At 64.8% G+C, this 18,600-nt stretch carries 19 protein-coding genes; 3 read left to right on the top strand and 16 right to left on the bottom strand.

The features are described 5' to 3' along the window. Nucleotides 1–144: 144 nt before the first annotated feature. Both P9273_RS00975 and P9273_RS00980 read right to left on the bottom strand, forming a co-directional pair. Nucleotides 145–1,224, bottom strand: coding sequence for an acyltransferase family protein (locus P9273_RS00975; protein WP_278047232.1), 1,080 nt, complete (start codon nt 1,222–1,224; stop codon nt 145–147). A 122-nt stretch (nt 1,225–1,346) separates the two neighbouring features. Further along, a complete protein-coding gene (locus tag P9273_RS00980; RefSeq protein WP_442920183.1) occupies nt 1,347–3,206 on the bottom strand; it encodes a propionyl-CoA synthetase in 1,860 nt (619 codons plus the stop codon). A gap of 495 nt (nt 3,207–3,701) precedes the next feature. On the opposite strand from P9273_RS00980, the gene P9273_RS00985 reads away from it, so the two are divergent. From P9273_RS00985 to P9273_RS00995, 3 genes are read left to right on the top strand one after another with little or no spacing between them, the layout of a single operon-like run. Next, nucleotides 3,702–3,989 carry a PqqD family protein gene (locus P9273_RS00985; RefSeq protein WP_278047234.1) on the top strand — a complete coding sequence of 96 codons (288 nt, stop codon included), beginning with the start codon at nt 3,702–3,704 and terminating at the stop codon, nt 3,987–3,989. Next, nucleotides 3,989–4,420, top strand: a complete 432-nt coding sequence (locus tag P9273_RS00990; protein WP_278047235.1) for a lasso peptide biosynthesis B2 protein — start codon at nt 3,989–3,991, stop codon at nt 4,418–4,420. Before P9273_RS00985 ends, P9273_RS00990 begins: the two co-directional genes overlap by 1 nt. Beyond that, complete coding sequence (locus P9273_RS00995) at nt 4,417–5,397, top strand: serine kinase (RefSeq protein ID WP_278047236.1); 981 nt, start codon at nt 4,417–4,419, stop codon at nt 5,395–5,397. The genes P9273_RS00990 and P9273_RS00995 overlap by 4 nt, the downstream gene beginning before the upstream one ends. Nucleotides 5,398–5,413: 16 nt before the next feature. Here P9273_RS00995 and P9273_RS01000 read toward each other — a convergent pair whose 3' ends face one another. The 14 genes from P9273_RS01000 to P9273_RS01065 all read right to left on the bottom strand — a co-directional run bounded on the left by P9273_RS01000 (nt 5,414) and on the right by P9273_RS01065 (nt 18,475). Next, nucleotides 5,414–6,439 (bottom strand): nucleotidyltransferase family protein, encoded by a 1,026-nt coding sequence (locus P9273_RS01000; protein ID WP_278047237.1) that lies wholly within the window; start codon nt 6,437–6,439, stop codon nt 5,414–5,416. A 66-nt stretch (nt 6,440–6,505) separates the two neighbouring features. Continuing rightward, nucleotides 6,506–7,492, bottom strand: a complete 987-nt coding sequence (gene dhaK / locus P9273_RS01005; RefSeq protein WP_278047238.1) for a dihydroxyacetone kinase subunit DhaK — start codon at nt 7,490–7,492, stop codon at nt 6,506–6,508. 23 nt (nt 7,493–7,515) lie between these two features. Next, entirely contained in the window at nt 7,516–7,947 is a 432-nt protein-coding gene (locus P9273_RS01010) for a hypothetical protein (RefSeq protein ID WP_278047239.1), read from the bottom strand. Nucleotides 7,948–7,954: 7 nt separating this feature from the next. Continuing rightward, nucleotides 7,955–9,529: a phosphoenolpyruvate--protein phosphotransferase gene (gene ptsP, locus P9273_RS01015; RefSeq protein WP_278047240.1), complete on the bottom strand. Its 1,575-nt coding sequence runs from the start codon at nt 9,527–9,529 to the stop codon at nt 7,955–7,957. 41 nt (nt 9,530–9,570) lie between these two features. Then, a complete protein-coding gene (locus P9273_RS01020; protein ID WP_040988690.1) occupies nt 9,571–9,873 on the bottom strand; it encodes an HPr family phosphocarrier protein in 303 nt (100 codons plus the stop codon). A gap of 19 nt (nt 9,874–9,892) precedes the next feature. Further along, on the bottom strand, nt 9,893–10,282 hold the full coding sequence (gene dhaM, locus P9273_RS01025) for a dihydroxyacetone kinase phosphoryl donor subunit DhaM (RefSeq protein ID WP_040993682.1): 390 nt from the start codon (nt 10,280–10,282) through the stop codon (nt 9,893–9,895). Then, complete coding sequence (gene dhaL / locus P9273_RS01030) at nt 10,279–10,881, bottom strand: dihydroxyacetone kinase subunit DhaL (RefSeq protein WP_278047241.1); 603 nt, start codon at nt 10,879–10,881, stop codon at nt 10,279–10,281. The genes dhaM and dhaL overlap by 4 nt, the downstream gene beginning before the upstream one ends. Nucleotides 10,882–10,891: 10 nt before the next feature. Then, a complete protein-coding gene (locus P9273_RS01035; RefSeq protein WP_278047242.1) occupies nt 10,892–12,532 on the bottom strand; it encodes a dihydroxyacetone kinase subunit DhaK in 1,641 nt (546 codons plus the stop codon). Between the two features lie 62 nt (nt 12,533–12,594). Further along, the gene (locus P9273_RS01040; protein WP_278047243.1) at nt 12,595–13,608 is read right to left on the bottom strand and encodes an ABC transporter ATP-binding protein; all 1,014 of its coding nucleotides are present in this window, start codon (nt 13,606–13,608) and stop codon (nt 12,595–12,597) included. Next, entirely contained in the window at nt 13,601–14,707 is a 1,107-nt protein-coding gene (locus P9273_RS01045) for an ABC transporter ATP-binding protein (protein ID WP_278047244.1), read from the bottom strand. The genes P9273_RS01040 and P9273_RS01045 overlap by 8 nt, the downstream gene beginning before the upstream one ends. A 2-nt stretch (nt 14,708–14,709) precedes the next feature. After that, the gene (locus P9273_RS01050) at nt 14,710–14,910 is read right to left on the bottom strand and encodes a hypothetical protein (protein ID WP_278047245.1); all 201 of its coding nucleotides are present in this window, start codon (nt 14,908–14,910) and stop codon (nt 14,710–14,712) included. A 217-nt stretch (nt 14,911–15,127) separates the two neighbouring features. Beyond that, entirely contained in the window at nt 15,128–16,078 is a 951-nt protein-coding gene (locus P9273_RS01055; protein WP_278047246.1) for a carbohydrate ABC transporter permease, read from the bottom strand. Then, nucleotides 16,075–17,022, bottom strand: coding sequence for a carbohydrate ABC transporter permease (locus P9273_RS01060; protein WP_040993696.1), 948 nt, complete (start codon nt 17,020–17,022; stop codon nt 16,075–16,077). The genes P9273_RS01055 and P9273_RS01060 overlap by 4 nt, the downstream gene beginning before the upstream one ends. Before the next feature lie 121 nt (nt 17,023–17,143). Continuing rightward, nucleotides 17,144–18,475 (bottom strand): ABC transporter substrate-binding protein, encoded by a 1,332-nt coding sequence (locus tag P9273_RS01065; RefSeq protein WP_278047247.1) that lies wholly within the window; start codon nt 18,473–18,475, stop codon nt 17,144–17,146. Nucleotides 18,476–18,600 lie beyond the last annotated feature (125 nt).

An 18,600-nucleotide genomic window follows, 5' to 3' on the forward strand; every position in this document is an offset into this window, starting at 1 on the left:
GCGCTCGCGCGGCGCGGGTCGAGGGCGTCTCGATTTTTGGAAAAGGTTCACGAATTGAGGCCCGGCGGCTTGCAATGATCTGCGCCTCGATATCATGCCGAATGCAAACAATTCCACACCGGCGCGCGATCGGCAGTCGCGTGGTCAGGCGGCCTTCAACCGATAACGGAACAGCGTGTGGTCGAAGAGCAGCCGGATGCGCGGCTCGGCCTCCGCCGCAATCAGCCAACTCACCGCGATCATGGCGGCGCCGACAATGGGAATAGCGGCCAGATAGGCCATACCGGCGCGCATCAGGGCGCCGAGCATCGCCGCGCCGACGACATCGTGGATCAGATAGAGCGGATAGGTCATCAGCCCGATCCGCCGCCAGCCGCCCCAGGAAAGGTCGAGCTGCAGCGACCATGCCATCAGCGCGACAGCCGCCAGGAAAACGGCGATCGGCGTTGCGTAAGGCATGGCGGCTCCGACCTTGATGGCGTGCACGTCGACCGAGCTCGCGATCTGCAGCGCGCCCGCGAACAGGAACAGGGCCGTGAAGGCGAGGCGAGGCATGGTCAGCGCCTTGAAGCGCATCAGCCACAAAAGCACGCCGACGGCGAAGAATGCGCCGTGATGCACCAGTGTCAGCTGCAGCCAGCGGGTCTCGGCAAGACCGGCCCAGCCGAAGGCGAAATAGAGGCACCAGAACAGCGTGCTGACCAGGCCGATGACGATGGCGACCGGTTCCATCAGATCGAAGCGGCCGAGCCGCAGCAGGACCCAGACGATGGCATAGAAGGCGATCTCGATGCCGAGCGTCCAGTAGACGCTGTCCACCCATGGCTCGAAGGGCACGAACATCCCGGTGCGCACGAGGCGGATCACGGCATCCGTCGGCCAGGAGAGGCCGACCATGAACAGGACGATCGCGGAGATTGGCGCGCAGATCCAGACCGCCGGCACCAGCCGCCGGAAGCGCGCTTCGAAGAATTTCAGCGGCGTCGCGTTCTCGGCGCTGAAGGCGATAACGAAACCGCTGATGACGAAAAACACCTGCACGCCGACCCAGCCGGAGCCGGCGAAGGCCATTTCGGGATGCGGCGGGATGCCGCCGGTGGCGCGTGCCGAAATGCCGTCGGGGAAAGCCCAGACCCAGAAGCCGTAGTGATAGAACATCACCATGACGGCAGCCAGGAAACGCAGGATGTCGATGCCGCCGAATGTCGTCTTTTGCTGAGCCATGCCGTGCCTTCGGTATGGCCCCCCATGCAAACTTTAAAGTCTGTTGCTGCATTGCACAACAAACGATTGCGGTGCGGGAAAAATTGGTGAATCCGTCCTTAACGCGGCCGTCTGCCGGGCGGCTACAACCCGATGCCGCGTCCCTTCAGCGCCGCCGCGATCTCGTCGAGGATCACGGGATCGTCGATGGTCGCCGGCATCGTCCATTCCTCCTTGTCGGCGATCTTTTGCATCGTGCCGCGCAGGATCTTGCCGGAACGGGTCTTGGGCAGCCGCTTGATCGTCACCACGGTCTTGAACGCGGCGACCGGGCCGATCCGCTCGCGCACCAGCGCCACCACCTCGCTTTCGATCGCGCCGCTTTCGCGCGACACGCCGGCATTGAGCACGACGAAGCCGAGCGGCACCTGGCCCTTCATGGCATCGGCAATGCCGACGACCGCGCATTCGGCGACGTCGGGGTGGGCCGCCAGAACCTCTTCCATGGCGCCGGTCGAGAGCCGGTGACCGGCGACGTTGATGATGTCGTCGGTGCGGGCCATCACATAGAGATAGCCGTCCTCGTCCATCATGCCGGCGTCGGCTGTCTTGTAATAGCCCGGGAACTCTTCCAGATAGGCCTGGCGGAAGCGGGCATCGGCATTCCACAGCGTCGGCAGGCATCCGGCCGGCAGCGGCAGCTTCACCACGACATTGCCGAGCGTGCCGCGCGCCACCTCGTGCCCGGCATCGTCGAGGATGCGGATGTCATAGCCCGGCATCGGCACGCCGGGCGAGCCGTATTTCACCGGCAAAAGACCCAGGCCCGCCGGGTTGATCGTCATCGGCGAACCGGTCTCGGTCTGCCACCAATGGTCGATGACGGGACGGTCGAGCTTCTGCTCCGCCCATTTGATGGTTTCAGGATCGGCGCGCTCGCCGGCGAGGAACAAAGTGCGGAACTTCGACAGGTCGTATTTCGGCACGAACTCGCCCTTGGGATCCTGGCCCTTGATGGCGCGGAAGGCGGTCGGCGCGGTGAACAGCGCCACGACGCCATGCTGCGAGATCACCCGCCAGTAGGTCCCGGCATCCGGCGTGCCGATCGGCTTGCCTTCGAAGAGCACGCTCGTGCAGCCATGCAGAAGCGGTCCGTAGACGATGTAGGAATGGCCGACCACCCAGCCGACATCGGAAGCCGCCCAGAACACTTCGCCGGGCTTCACGCCGAACTCGTTGTCCATGGTCCATTTCAACGCGACCATATGGCCGCCATTGTCGCGCACGATGCCCTTCGGCTGGCCGGTCGTGCCGGAGGTGTAGATGATGTAAAGCGGGTCGGTGGCGAGCACCGGCACGCAATCGACGTTGGCGCCGGCAGCCCGCTCGCGGGCAACTGCATCCGCATAGTCGAAGTCGTAATTGTCCTTCATCTCGCAGCGCAGCTGCTCGCGTTGCAGGATCAGGCAGGCGTCGGGCTTGTGCTTCGACATCTCGATCGCCTTGTCGAGCAGCGGCTTGTAGGCGACCACGCGTCCAGGCTCCAGACCGCAGGATGCGGAGATGATCAGCTTGGGCTTGGCGTCGTCGATGCGGGTGGCAAGCTCATGCGAGGCGAAGCCGCCGAACACCACCGAATGCACGGCGCCCAGCCTCGCCGAGGCGAGCATGGCAATGGCCGCTTCCGCCACCATCGGCATGTAGATGATGACGCGGTCGCCCTTGCCGACGCCGCGATGCCTCAGCACCGAAGCCAGCGCGACGACCTCGCGCTTCAATTCGGCATAGGTGAATGTCCGGATCGTGCCGGTGATCGCGCTGTCATGGATCAGCGCCAGCTGGTCGGCGCGGCCGCCGGCGACCTGGCGGTCGATGGCGTTGTAGCAGGTGTTGCAGGAGGCCCCGACGAACCAGCGGCCATAGACGCCTTGCGTCGGGTCGAAGACCTTGTCGGCCGGCCTGTACCAATCGATCCCCTTGGCCGCCTCGGCCCAGAACCCTATGGGGTCGCGTTTCCAGTCCTCATAGACTTCGTGATAGCGTGAGGCCATGTAGTCTTCCTCCCCAGGAACGTTTTGCCGCCCTGCCATAGACTAAGCCGCCCGTGGCGGCCATGTCTTCCTGCATTTTGGTCGACATGCCGGCAAACGTTTCTGTTCGGCGCCTCCAGTGGAGACGCCGCTGTCACTGTCCGTGATCTCAGCCGGCTTAAAGCGGCAGCGCCGCCAGCATCAGCCCGACGCCGCCCGCGATCAGGATGGCCGCCGCAAGCGCCTTCCGATGGCGCTCGAACGCCGTCGGAGCCCGTTCCCAATTATAACGCATACAGATCACTCCCCAAAACCCGGCGGACTCATAGCTTACCCAAGGGCAAGAAGGCAAGGCTTCGCTAATATTCGCCTCGCGGCGGGCAGGCTTGCAGGGTCCCTTCGCCATCCATGCCGATGGACAGTCTCGCGGCGCCGCGCTAATTGCTCTTCGGCGAAGGGAGCGGGCAGATGGCTGAAATCGGCTCTGAAACGGTGCTTCGGATGGCGGAGGATGCGTCCGTGCAGCATGTCGGCGATGGCGCCGTCGTGCTTTTGGCGCGCAGCGGCCAGCTTTACACCTGCAACGACACCACCGAGGCCTTTCTCGACAAGGTGAACGGCGCGCGCAACCTCAACCAGATCGTCGACCTGCTGTCGGACGAATTCGAGGTCGACAAGGCAACACTCGACCAGGATATGGTCGAATTGGCCGTCGAGCTGGTGGCTGAAGGCATCCTCGCCGACCCGGGCGCGTGATGGCCGACGGACCGGTCCTGCGCGTCCTGTTCCGCGTCCATTTGTGGCTCAGCGCCCGGCTGCTGCCGGTGCTGGTCGGCCGGCGCGATTTCGAAAGCGTGTTGAAGCTGGCGCCGCTGCAGTCGCCTGCGCCCTATCGTGACTTGCCTTGGACCTACATCGTCCACCGCGTCAAACGAACGGTGCGGCGCCCCTGGCTGATGCGCGACCGCAGATGCCTTCGGGAAGGTCTGCTCGGCTTTCGTTTTCTGCGCATGGCCGGTCTCGACCCGGAACTGCATTTCGGCGTCGACGCCAAATCGATGCACGAGCCTCGCCTGTCGGCGCATTGCTGGGTCTGCCTCGACGGCACGCCGGTGGTCAGCGACAGCCAGCCCGGCATGGTGGAGATCTACCGCCACCCGGCCAGGATGAAGGCGCCAGCCGCTTGAGCGACCAGACTTTCCGCTACGACCTTGACGGCCAGGTCATAGGCATCACCGCCGCGCGCGCCGATCTCTGGCCAAGCTTCGACCTGATGCTAGGCGCCCTGCGTGTGAACGAGCCTGTCCCGCCCGGTTTCCGCGTCGACATCGTCGAAACGCTTGAGTTGCAGGAGAACCCCGAAGGAAATCTGGCTTTCGACGGCGACGTGCCGCTGGATGGCCATTGCCGCATGATCGACGCCGGAAGCGTCTTCCATCTCGTCTTTCCGGGCCAGCAGACGCTGTCGATCCGCGACGGCGAGCGCCGGGCCGAAATCCGTCTTCATCCCGACAGCAAGATGAAGTGGACCTTGCTGATGATGGTGCTGGATGCGGCGCTCGATGCGGACGGCCAGCACATGCTGCATACTGCGGGTCTCACTCTGCCCGGAAAGGACGGCTTGGTTCTTATCCATGCGCCAAGCGGCACGGGCAAGTCGACGACGTCGTTGGCGCTTGCCTCGCAGGGTTTCGGCCTCTGCTCGGACGACGTCATGGTCCTCAAGGCGACAGCGGACGGGGTCGCGGCCTGGGGTATGCCGCGCAAAGTGAAGGTCCACCGCAACACGGCGGCGATGCTGCCCTTCGTCGCGCCTTGCCTGGGCGAGACCTGGGACGCCGAGGGCGAGCAGTCCGTTTCGCTGGATTGCCTCGGCCAAATCATTCGCGTCGACGATGTGCGCGCCAGGCCCGTCGCCGTGCTCCTGCATCTCGCGCGCTCGGCCGACGCCGAGACCCGGCTGCTGCCCATGGCCAGGACCGACGCCATGGTGGCCTTGGCCACCGACAATGTGCGGACCGGCATGACCGGCCTGCTGTCGCTGCAGAAAAGGCGCATGGCGATGATCGCGGCCCTCGTGAAGGCGGTGCCAACCTTCACGCTGGAGGTCGGAGCAAGGCCGGATGAGGCGGCGGAGTTGATCCGCGCCACGGTGGGTGTCTGAGGTCTGCTTCCCGCGCTCAGGCTGGATAAGGTCGCGGCCGTGCCAGCCTCTGTACCCAGCGGAAGGCGTCGCGGCTGAGGCGCGAGCGCAGCTTTTCGCGGGAATTGACGCGAAGCAGCATGTTGCCGGTGATCAGCCATTTCGCCAGCCGTATCGAGAGGTCCGGCTTGATGCGGTCTGCGAGCTCCATAGCGCGCGGCGCGGCGAACAGGCGTCCGGTGACATTGAGCACCGTCGCCAGCTCGAGCTCGATGCCGGTCATGCGGGCGGCCTCGAGCAGGCGCGCTTCGTCTTCCGGCGATCTCAGCGCCCGCACGCCTTGCAGCACGTCGACGCAGAGCTGCAGCCGGTGGAATTTGTGGCCGCCTGCGGCATGGACGATGGCAGTGGTGAGCAGCGCCGCCGGCGTGTCGGTCTCGCCCTTGTCGATCGCCTGCAGCTCACGAAAGCCGAGTGACAGGCGTCTGCGCATGCCGGTGTCGTGCACCAGATTGCCGTGCAATTCGATGAGCAGGCTGGAGTTCTCTTTCTCCAGCCATTTGAATTCCTGCAGCTCATGCGACTCGGCTTCGCCGCTGCCGAGCTCGAAACCGCATTCGGCGATCGTCCGATTGGCCGCCTCGACGCTGGCGGGGTCGACGAGGATGTCGATATCGGTGAACGGCCGGTCGGCAAGCTGCCGATAGAGCTTGCGCGCGAACACCGGCCCTTTGACGATCCGGGCCGGAACGCCTTTTGCCGCCAGCGCCTTCATGATGCGGTCGCCGTGATATTGCAGCAGCATCGACTGCCCGGTCGCCGTCGTCATCTGGTCGCGCAGCTCGGCAAGCTTTTGCAGCAGGCCCGCGTCTTTCGGCAGACCGGCCTCGCCGCGTTCGCGCAGCTTGCGCAGCACGATCGGCAGCACGCCGTGAAACTCCGCATTGGCCAGCAGCGCCAACAGGCCGGCCGCTGAAACGTCCTTGTCCAGATCGGCCGGCGCCCCCGGATCCGCAAGGTTGATCAGCAGTTTTTCCTGGGCAGGCGAAAGCTCGGGCAGCATCGTTCAGGCAACAGCGGCAGGTTCCACGCATGCTTGCCAGAAAAGCATCGGGGAAGCCAGCGACGGCTACATCCCCCACCGCAGCGCTGCCGTGTGCACGGGAGCGTCCCAAAGCGCCGTCATGTCGTCGTCGAGCAGGGTCAGCGTGATCGAGCATCCGGCCATGTCGAGCGAGGTCACATAGGAACCGACCAGCGAGCGGACCACCGTCACGCCCTGTTTCTCGAACATTCTGCGGGCGCTGTTGTACATCAGATAGAGCTCCATCGACGGCGTGCCGCCGAAGCCGTTGACGAACAGCAGCGCTGGTCCTTTGGCGCGGCCGCCGAAGTCACCGGCAATTGCCGCGCAGACTTCCTCGGCGATGGCATCGGCGCTCTTCAGCGCGTCGCGCCGCCGGCCGGGCTCGCCGTGGATGCCGACGCCGAATTCCATCTCGCCGTCGCCGATCTCGAAGGTCGGCTTGCCGGCGGCGGGCACCGTGCCGCTGGTCAGCGCCACGCCCATCGAGCGCGTCGCGGCGTTGACGCCGTCACCCAACGCCTTGAGCGCGGGCAGGGCCATACCTTGCTCGGCCGCGGCGCCGACGATCTTTTCCACCACCAGCGTGCCGGCCACGCCGCGCCGCCCCGTTGTGTAGGATGAATTCTCGACCGCGACGTCGTCATTGGTCACCACTTGCAGCACACCGTCCGCCATCTCGGCCGCCATGTCGAAATTCATCACGTCGCCTTCGTAGTTCTTGACGATGAACAGGCAGCCGGCGCCGGTGTCGACGGCCTCGAAGGCGGCCAGCATCTGGTCGGGCGTCGGCGACGTGAACACCTGGCCAGGACAGGCGGCGTCAAGCATGCCGTGGCCGACCAGCCCGCCATGCAGCGGCTCGTGGCCCGAGCCGCCGCCCGAGATCAGCGCCACCTTGCCGGGCTTCAGCTCTCTGCGGCGGATGAATTTGTGGTCCTCGCCGAGCACGAGGATGTCGGCATGAGCCGCCGCAAAACCATCGAGGCTTTCGGCCAGCACCGTGTCCACCGAATTGATGAATTTCTTCATGGCAGTCCTCCCATGCTCCCGCGCTAGCCGCTGCCCTTGCCGGCGATGCTGGTGATCTTCTGGATGAACTCGTTGATCGCCCGGTCCAGCGCGGCGTTCTGCCTGTCGTCGCCGAAATCCGGCACGATGAGCGAGACATGGCGTGTCTTGCGCTGGCCCGAGGCCGCGGGCGCCTTGCCGGGATGGGCCTGGTGATAGGCGGCCATGAACTGGTCGCGCTCGGCCTGGCTGAAGTGGCAGACCGAGAAGATGGACGGCAGATGCTTTGACGGGATCGGGACCGAATAGGCAGGGCTGGAAATCTGCGTGACAAAGCTGCGGTGCTTGCCGAGCGCGTCGGCAAGGCGCTGGCGCATGCCCGACGGGCGCTGGTCGATCACTTGCGACAGGATCGTCTTATAGGCGCGGATCGCCTCTTCCGAGCCAACTTCCTGTATCTTGGCAGTCTTGGCCATGCCGCGCTTAGACCGAAACGTCCGCAATGGCCGCCTTGGCCATGGCGAGTTGCGCAGGAGCGACCGACAGGTCGCGCAGGCCCGCATCGAGCAGCGCCGGGATCGCTGCCGGATCGCCGCCGGCGTCGCCGCAGAGGCTCACTGGAATACCTCTTTCCCGCCCGAAGGTCGTGATCGCAGCGATCAGCCGCAGGACGGCTGGGTGGCGGACGGAATTGAGATGCGCCACGGCTGCGTTGTCTCGCGCGGCCGCCATCACATATTGCGCCAGGTCGTTGGAGCCGATCGAGAAGAAGGCGACGTCGGCGAAATCCTCCGGCGCCAGCGCCACGGATGGCACCTCGACCATGATGCCGAGCGGCGGCAGCCTGTGCGCCACGCCTTGCGCGGCAAGCGCGACTCCTTCTTCGGCGAACAGCGCTGCTGCTTGGGCATACTCGTCAGGCGTGGCGATCATCGGGAACATCACCTTCAGATTGCCGTGGATGGCGGCGCGCAGCAATGCCCGTATCTGCACGCGAAAAATATCGGGCCGCTTGAGCGAAAGCCGGATACCGCGCAAACCGAGAAACGGGTTGGTTTCGCCGACGGTGAAACCCGGCACCGGCTTGTCGCCGCCGGCATCGACGGTGCGGATGGTCACCGGCTTGTCGCCGGCCCATTCCAGCACCTTACGATACGCGCGGTATTGCGTCTCCTCGTCCGGCAGCGTCTTGCCGAACAGGAATTCCGTGCGCATCAGCCCGACGCCGTCGCAGGTCGCGATATCGATGCCGTCAACATCGGAAGGGTAGGCGATATTGACCTGCACGCGCACGGCGGTGCCGGCCTTGGTCACCGCCGGTTCTGCCAGGAATGTCTTCGCCGCGCCCCGGCGGTCGGCGAAGGAAGAGGCTGACTGCCGGAAGGCTTCGATCTCGGCGGGCGAGGGCGAAAAGATGAGCCCGCCGCGTTCGGCATCGAGCAGCGCGACACCGGTGAGCGTTTGAGCCTCGTCGCCGAGACCGACGACCATCGGCACGCCGCGCGAGCGCGCCAGCATCGCGACATGGCTGGCGGTGCTGCCCCGCTTGAGCGCGATGCCGCCGCCCTCGCTCCAATCGGTCTCCAGGAAGCGCGTCGGCGCGATGTCCTCGCCATAGAGGATCGCGCCGGGGGGCCCCGCAGCTTCGCCGGCTTCGCTCAGCGCCCGCAGCACCTGGTCGCGAATGTCGCGCAGGTCGGCGGCGCGGGCGCGGAAATAGTCCTGGTCCGACGCTTCATAGCCGGCGATCTCGCCGTCCAGCGCTGCCCGCCAGGCGGCGTCCGCCGGCTGCCCGGAGCCGATCGCCGCCAAGGCCGGGCCGCTCAATGCGTCGTCCTCCAGCATGGCGATGTGGAATTCGAGGATGCCGGGGGCGTCGCCATCGGTGCTTTCGACCAGTGCGGCCAGCCGGTCGACGGCTTTGCCGATTGCGCTTACCAGTGCGACTTTTTCTTCCTCGGCGCTCGCCCTGGCCTTGTAGCTGGTTGGAGGCTGCTCGAGGTCGAACAGCGGGCCTTCGGCGTAACCGGGGGAGGCCGGGATACCCTCAACCCGCATGGCTCGCATTCCTTGCGCGCCTGCCGTCATGCAAATCGGTCTCAAGCCGACCGGGCATGATCCGCATCCTCGTCGAAGTCGCGCTGCACCAGGTCGACCAGCGCTTTCACCGCCTGGGCGGCGCCGTCGCCCTTGGCGCGGATATGCAGCATGGTCCCTTTCGGCGCTTTCGCCGCCATCACCTTGACGATGCTCTTGGCATCGAACCAAGGGCCGTTGGCGGCCACCGCCACCTCCACCTCGGCCGCGAAGGACTTGGCAAGCTTGGTGAACTTCACCGAAGGGCGCGCATGCAGCCCGACCGCGTGGGTGATCAGGACCGTTGCTTCGGCGGATGCGGACATTCAGTCGATTCCCGTTCGTTCACGACGGCGACAATTCGTGCGCCGTCGCCACCACTTCCTTGAGCGAGGCGCCGCCGGAAGATTCGGTCGCCGCCATCACCGCGCCTTCGACGATCGGCGCGTTGCAGACGACTATTTTGTGCGAGCGCGGCTCGCCGATCATCTCGACCGCCATCTCGCTGTTGGTCTCGGCGCCGCCGAGATCGACCAGGATGGCGACGCCCGCGTCCGACCAGGCCTTGTCGATCGCGCCCATGATTGCCTCGACACTGGTGCCGAGCCCGCCATGGCCGTTTCCGCCGCACCATGCAAGCGGCACTTCGTCGCCCACCATCTGGCGCACCATGTCGGCCGTGCCTTCGGCAACCAAGGGCGAATGCGACACGATGACGATACCGACATTGCTCATCGATTGCCCTCTATGGCTTCCGCGATTGCGCGCACCAGAAGCGCGGTGGAGCGCGCTCCGGCGTCCATATGCCCGATCGAGCGCTCTCCCAGGAAGGAAGCGCGCCCGCGCAGGGCCTTCATCGGCACCGTGGCCTCTGCCGCTTTGTCGGCGGCATCGGCGATTTCGCGTACCGTCTTGCCTTGCGCCAATGCCTCATACACCGGCTGCAGCACGTCGAGCATGGTTTTTTGTCCCGGCTGCGATTTGCCGCGCGCCGCGACCGCTTCGATCGCCTTGTCCAATGCCGCCGCCAGCGCAGTGCGATCCGGGACAGCGGGCAGTTCCTTGCCGAGCGCCATGAACAACGTGCCGAACAAGGGACCGGAAGCGCCGCCCACGGTCATCACCAGCTTGGTGCCGACAGCCTTCAGCGCCTCGGGCAGCGGCTTCGCTGAAAAGGCGTCGGCCTCGGCGCGCACGGCTTCGAAGCCGCGCTTCATGTTGAGCCCGTGGTCGCCGTCGCCGATCGCCTGGTCGAGCGCGGTCAATTCCTCGGCATGCGCCGCGATCGTGTCCGCCGCTGCTGCGATCAGCTTTGAGAAATCGGATGCGGCCATTCTTGGTCCTTTATGCCGGGGCGAACAGCGCCGCCACGGCAGCGAAAACCTCGGCGACGGCGAAGGCGCCGGGATCCGCTACGTCAAGCTGCCTGCCAATATAGGCAGAACGGCCGGCCTTTGCCTTCCGCATCGCGGCAGTTGCCTCGGCGCCTTGCCGCGCCGCCTTGGCGGCTGCTTCCAGCCCGCTTGCGTCGAATGCCCTCAGCGCCGGCTCCAGCGCATCGACCATGGTGCGGTCGCCGATCCTGGCACCGCCATAAAATGACATTCGTCCGAGGCCGGCAAGCAGCGCCTTGGGCAGAGTTGCGCCAAAACCCAAAGTCTGCGAGGCGGCGGTGAAGAAGATCGACAGAAGCACGCCGCTGGAACCGCCCATCGAAGTGCCAAGCGCATCGCCGATCGCGGCAAGCGTGGCCGCGCGATCGGCAAGCGGCAGGGTGTCGATGCGCTCGAGCACGCTGCGCGCCCCGGTTGCCATGGTCGATCCGGTATCGCCGTCGCCTGCCTTGGCGTCCAGCGCGTTGAGGGGCTCTTCGAGCGCGATCAGCCTTTGGCAGGCGGCCCTGATCAGCCGCTCGGCGGCCGCATCGCGGCTGGCGGGCTTTGGGGCTGTGCCGGTAACAGGCTCGGGCATCGCGACAACGACCGGCTGACGAACCGGTTTTGCCGGTGGCCAGGCATGCGGGCCGACAGCCGCAAGCAGCGCCGCCTCGCGCGCCGGGTTCAGCTTGAGCAGCGACAGCGAGAAACCGTTCATATTGAGCGCCGTCATCAGATGCCCGGGACCGATCGTCAGCGTCACGGCCTTGGCGAGCGGCGAGGACAAAACGGCGTTGGCGATGAGCGACATTTCGAGCGGCGGCACCGAGCCAAGATTGTTGATCAGCAAGCCATAGTGATCGCCGGGATCCAGCTGCGCGGCGAGGCGCTCCGCCATGATGGCGACGAATGCGCCCGCGCTTTGCAGCGGGATACGCTCGACGCCCGGCTCGCCATGGATGCCGAGGCCAAGCTCGCCATCGTCAGCGCCGAAGCGCTCCTCATGCGCCTGCCCGGGGATCGAACAGGAGGAGAGCGAGATGCCGAGCGAAACGATGTCCTTAGCCGCCGCGCGGGCCGCCGCGGCTACCGATGCCAAGTCATCCCCGGATTCCGAAAGGTGCCCGGCGATCTTGTGCACGAACAGCGTGCCGGCGACGCCACGCGGCTGTGCGATGTCCGGCAGCGCTATGTCGTCGGCAACAATCACCATCTCGACCGCGAAACCTTCGGCGCGCGCCTTCTCGGCCGCCAGGCCGAAATTGAGCCGGTCGCCGGTGTAGTTCTTGACCACCAGCAGACAGCCGGCCGGCCCTGTCGTCGCGCGGATCGCCGCCAGCACCGCCTCCACACTGGGCGAGGCGAAGATCTCGCCGGAGACGGCCGCAGTCAGCATGCCGGCGCCGACGAAGCCGGCATGCGAGGGCTCATGACCCGCGCCGCCGCCCGACACCACGGCCACTTTCGTCTTGTCCCAGTCGGCGCGCAGCACGACCTTGATCTCGGGATAGCCATCGAGGCGGGCGAGCGTGCCCGATCCCGCCGTGGCGAGGAAACCGTCGAGCGCCTCTGTGACGATCGTGTCCTTGCGGTTGAAAAAGTGCTTCATGGATTTCGTCCAGTCCGTATCTGCGGTCGTCATTCGGTGTGCTAATATCTAAGGCGTCGCAGCTACATCAGTCTTTGCCCGTCCGAGCCGAAATAGAGCGGGGCGATGTAGCGGATCGTTACTCTGTCCCCCTTTGCGAGCGGCGTGTCGGGATCGGTCAGCGTCACCAGCTTCTTCGCCCCCACCGTCACATGCAGGTGGTTCTGGTCGCCGAGATGCTCGACCCAGTCGACGACGCCGTCGGCATTGCCGTTCATCGCCTTTTCGATCGCGAGATGTTCGGTGCGGGCGCCGATCGTCGTCGTTCCGGCCGGCGCGCCGCCGTCGGGCAGCAGCCCGGCCGGCAAAAGGTTGATCGCCGGCTGGCCGAGGCGGGCCGCGACATGGAGGTTCGCCGGCTCCGAATATATCGCGCGCGGCGTGCCGATCTGCACCAGCACGCCGTCGGCGAGGATGCCGATGCGGTCGGCCATGGTCATCGCCTCGATCTGGTCGTGCGTGACATAGAGCATGGTGGCGCCGAGCTCGGACTGGATACGCTTCAGCTCGAGCCTGAGATCGGCACGCAGCTTGGCGTCGAGCGAGGAGAGCGGCTCGTCCATAAGGTAGATCGCGGGCTTGCGCACCAGCGCGCGGCCGATGGCGACACGCTGCATCTCGCCGCCCGACAATCGTGTCGAGCGGTTGTCGAGCTTGTGGTCGATTCGCACCATGCGCGCCACTTCCTCGACACGGCGCCGCACAGCGTCCTCCGGAAAACGCCGTGCCGGCGAGCGCAGCGGGAAGGCCAGATTGTCGAACACCGAAAGATGCGGGTAGAGCGAATATTGCTGGAAGACGAAGGCGGTGTCGCGTTCGGCCGGCGACAGCGCCGTCGCGTCATGGCCGCCGATGTGGATCGTGCCGCTGTCCGGCCGCTCCAGCCCCGCGATCAGCCTGAGCGTCGTCGTCTTGCCGGCGCCGGTCGGCCCAAGCAGCACGACGAATTCGCCGTCCTTGATCGCGAGGTCGAGATTGCTGACCGCGACGGTCTCGCCGAAGCTTTTGGTCACGCCCTGGAGATTGACATCAGCCATGGCGCGCCTCCGCTGCCTGATCATGCATGGCGGTCCTGACCGCGCGTCCAGTGCCCTTTTCGAACAGCGAAAGCCGCGCGCTGCTCAGCGTCAGCCCAACCTGCTCGCCGGGACTGAGATGGATGCCGGCCGGCACGCGGGCCTTGATGATGCCGTCGGCCGTCTCCACCGCGACGATCTGGGTGGTGCCGAGATATTCGGTGCCGTAGATCGCGCCGCGCAGCTTCGAGCCATCGTCGAAACGGATGTGCTCGGGCCGGATGCCGAGCGCCATGTCGGCGGGTGCCACGTCCTCGCGCACCTCCGGCACAGGCACTTTCGCGCCCTGAACGACGATCTCCTTCGCGCCCTTCGCCAAGCCGCCGCCGAAGCGCAGAAAATTCATCGGCGGCGAGCCGATGAAATCGGCGACGAACATGGTCGCCGGCCGGTCGTAGATCTCGCGCGGCGTGCCGAACTGCTCGATGACGCCGTGGTTCATCACCGCTATTTTGTCGGCCATCGACATCGCTTCCATCTGGTCATGCGTGACATAGACGGTCGTGGCATGGATGCGGTTGTGCAGCTCGCGCAGCTCATGCACCATCAGGTCGCGGAACTCGGTATCCAAAGTGCCGAGCGGCTCGTCCATGAGAAAACATTTCGGACGTCGCACGATGGCGCGGCCGAGTGCGACGCGCTGGCGGTCGCCGCCGGCGAGGCCCGACACGGATTTGTCGAGCAGATGGTCGATGCGCAGCAGCTTCGCCGTCTCCTCGACGCGGCTGCGGATCTCGGCCGAAGGCATGCCCTGCGCCAGCAGTGGGAAGCCGATGTTCTTGCGCACATTCATATGCGGATAGAGCGCGAAGAGCTGGAAGACGAAGGCGATGTCGCGCTCGCGCGCCCGGCGCATGGTGACATCCTCGCCGCCGAGCAGGATCTTGCCGCCGGTCGGCAGTTCGAGGCCGGCGATCATTCGGAGCGTTGTCGTCTTGCCGCAGCCGGAAGGCCCGAGCATGACGAAGAATTCGCCGTCCTCGACGACGAAATTGGAATCCTGCACGGCGACGAATGCGCCGAAGGCCTTCCTCAGGTTCTGAACACGGATCTCGGCCATCTCTATTCCGGGAATTTCGAGACGATGATGAACATCACCGTGCCGGCAAGCATGGTGATGAAGGAATACGTGTAGAGCGCCAGCGCGAAGGGCTGGAACAGCATCAGGAAACCGATCGCGATGATCGCGGTCGCGATGTTTTCCATCAGGCCGCGCCTTGCCCAGCGGGGCCAGGAGGAGCGTTTGGAGACAGCGCGGCTCATGCGTTCCTCCCGTTCTTCTCCCCCGTTACGAGGAGAGATGGTTGCCAGGTGGTTCCCCCACTCCGTCGCTGCTTCGCAGCGCCACCTCTCCCCCCTCCGGAGGGAGAGGAAGGGAGCCAGGCTGAATGAAGTTCGCGTCCTTCCTCTCCCCCGTCGATCGGGGGAGAGGTGTCGAGCGACGCTCGACGGAGTGGGGGTCGACTTATTCCCACATCAATCATTTGCGCACCGCGCCGAAGGTGATGCCGCGCAGCAATTGCTTGCGGAGCAGGATGGTGAAGACGAGGATCGGCACCAGGAAGATGGTCGTGCCCGCCGCCACCGCAGGCCAGTCCTGGCCGCCCTCGCCGATGATGGTCGGGATGAAGGGAGGCGCGGTCTGCGCCGTGCCTGAGGTGAGCAGCGCTGCGAACGCATATTCGTTCCAGGCGAAGATCAGGCAGAAGATGGCGGTCGCGGCGATGCCGGTCGTCGCCTGCGGCAGCACGGTGCGCCAGAAGGCCTGCAGCCGCGTGTAGCCGTCGATCATCGCGGCCTCTTCGTACTCGCGCGGGATCTCGTCGATGAAGCCCTTGAGCAGCCAGACCGCCAGCGAGACGTTGACCGCGGTGTAGAGCAGGATCATGCCGAGCGCGGTGTCGGAGAGGCCAAGCTCGCGGTACATCAGATAGATGGGAATGGCCACCGCGATCGGCGGCATGAAGCGCGTCGACAGGATGAAGAACAGAAGATCGTCGGCGAGCGGCACCTTGAAGCGCGAGAAGCCATAGGCCGAGAGCGTGCCCAGGAACACCGCGCAGAACGTAGAGCCGAAGGCGATGATCAGCGAGTTGACGAAGCGTGGCAGGAAGTTCGACGGGCCGGCGATGACCATGTTGCGCTTGCGCACGGTCTCGTCGCAGAAGCCGGTCGCCGGCCCCAGCGCGTTGATATATTCCGGCGTCTGGCGGGTCCGGGTCGTGAAGAGGTTGCAATAGCCCTCGGTGCTCGGCTGGAAGACGATCTTAGGCGGATAGGCGATCGAATCCGGCGGCGTCTTGAAGCTGGTGGCGAAGATCCAGAGCAGCGGCACGATCGAGATCAGCGCATAGGCTATGATGATCGTGCCGGCGATCAGCTTCGCGTTCGACGACGGGGCGACGACGGAATGGGCGGTGGTCAGGCTCATCTCTGCTTCACCTTGTTGAGGGCCTTGACGTAGATGTTGGCCAGCCCGAACACGGCGACGAACAGGATGATGGCGAAGGCCGAGGAATAACCGGTGCGCCAGCTTTCGAAAGCCTGCCGCTTCAGCGTGATCGAGGCGACCTCGGTGGTCGAGCCGGGTCCGCCGCCGGTGAGCAGGTTGACCATATCGAACATCTTGAAGTTCTCGATGCCGCGGAACAGCACCGCCAGCATGATGAAGGGCAGCGCCATAGGCAGCGTGATCGACCAGAACTGACGCCAGTTGGAGGCGCGGTCGACCTCGGCCGCTTCGTAGATGTATTCGGGAATCGAGCGCAGCCCGGCGAGGCAGATCAGCATCACGTAAGGCGTCCACATCCAGGTGTCCACGATGATGATCGCCCACGGCGCGAGTTCGACATTGGACAGCATCTGCACATTCGTCGGAGGAATGCCGGTGACGAAGGAGACGACGTAGGAAAACAGGCCGATCTGCGGCTCGTAGAGAAAGCGCCAGAAATTGCCGACCACCGCCGGCGACAGCATCATCGGCACCAGGATGATGGTGGTCCAGAAAGCGTGGCCGCGGAATTTGCGGTCGATGAGCCAGGCCAGCGTGAAGCCGATCACCGTCTGCAGGAGGATCGTCCAGAAGACGAAATGAGCCGTGGTCTGCATGGCGATCCAGATATCCTGGTCGCCGAGGATGCGCCGGTAGTTGGCGAGCCCCAGATTCTTCACAACCTCGTTGGGGCGGTTGGCCCGGTAATTGGTGAAGGAGAGATAGATCGCCCAGAACAGCGGGAAGATGTTGATGGCCAAAAGCAAAAGGATCGTCGGCGAGATGAACAGCCAGGCGAGGCCCTTGTCGCTGATGCCCCGGATCTTCTTGGCCAACGGTTCCGGTGTGGCCCGGGCAACGTTGTCCGCAGTCCGATCGAGCATGGTTAATCCTGCTTCGGTCACGTCAAGTCTCGACAATGGAATTTATCTGAACTGCGTCCCGTGCCAAGGCGGCACGGGACGCTGCGATCAAGCTCGGGAGGAGCTTTACATCTTGCCCCGACTACATCTTGCCATCGTCCTGGAAGATCTGCGTCCAGTCCTTGACGAGGCCGTCCAGCGCATCCTTGGCCGAGCCCTGGCCGGCGACGACATAGTCGTGGAAGCGCTTCTGCGAGGCCTGCAGCAGCGGCGCGTAGCTCGGTTCCGCCCAGAAGTCCTTCACGATGGCCATGGAGTCGAGGAAGGCCTGCGCGTAAGGCTGGCTGGACGGGAATTTCGGGTCCTTGACCACCGAGTTCAGGCAGGAATAGCCGCCGAGCGACCACCACTTGGCCTGCACGTCCTTGTTGGCGAACCACTTGATGTATTTCAGCGCCGATTCCTGCTTGTCGGAATAGGAGACCACCGAGATGCCCTGGCCGCCGAGCTGCGCGAACTGGTCGCCGTCGGGGCCTTTCGGATTAACGAAGTAGCCTATTCTGTCGCCACCGACATTCTCGTCCTTCTGCAGGCCGGGCCAGGTGAAGGCGAAGTTCATGTGCATCGCCACCTGCCCGGATTTGAAGGCGTCGACGCCTTCGCCCATGTAGCTGTTGGAGGCGCCGGGCGGCGTGCAGCAATCATAGAGCGCCTTGTAGAACTCGAGACCCTTCACCGATTTCTCGGAGTTGACGAAGCCTTCCATTTCGTAGGGCTTCTTGGGGTTCTCATATTGGAAGCCGTAGCTGTAGAGCACGTCCATGGCGCCCATGGTGATGCCTTCCGAGCCGCGCTCGGTATAGATCGAGGCACCATAGACGGTCTTGCCGTCGATCTGCCGCTTCTGGAAGAACTCGGCGATCTGCTTCAGCTGGTCGAAGGTGGTCGGCGGGGCGAGGTCCCAGCCATATTTCTCCTTGAATTCCTTCTGCAGCTCGGGCCGCGAGAACCAGTCTTTGCGATAGGTCCAGCCGACGACGTCGCCCATGGCTGGCAGCGCCCAGTAGTTCGGCGTGTTCTTCGGCCATTCCGAATAGCCGACCACGGTCGCCGGCACGAAGTCGTCCATGCTGATCTTCTCCTTGTCGAAGAAGTCGTTCAGCTTGACGTAATGGCCGTTCTCGGCGGCGCCGCCGATCCACTGGCTGTCGCCGATGATCAGGTCGCAGAGCTTGCCGTGCGAGTTGAGCTCGTTGAGGAATCGGTCGGCGTAATTGGTCCACGGCACGAACTCGAACTTCATGCCGATGCCGGTTTCCTTGGTGAAGTCCTTGGACAGTTCCACGAGCGCGTTGGCCGGATCCCAGGCCGCCCAGCACAGCGTCAGGTCTTCCGCATGCGCGACGTTCCAGACGGCTGTCGACGCAAAGATCGCCGAGGCCAGTCCCAACGCCAGTTTCAAGGTCGATTTCATGCCTTACCTCCCATTTGCGAAACGCGTCCGGATGACGGTTTCAAGAGCCCTCGACCCTCGCTCCTCCGAGGGCCTAAACAAGGCACGCTATGCGCTGCCGATGTTTAGTAATTTGTTTAGTGATG

Origin of the sequence: Mesorhizobium sp. WSM4935 (assembly GCF_029625735.1) — a bacterium.
Classification (GTDB): Bacteria; Pseudomonadota; Alphaproteobacteria; order Rhizobiales; family Rhizobiaceae; genus Mesorhizobium.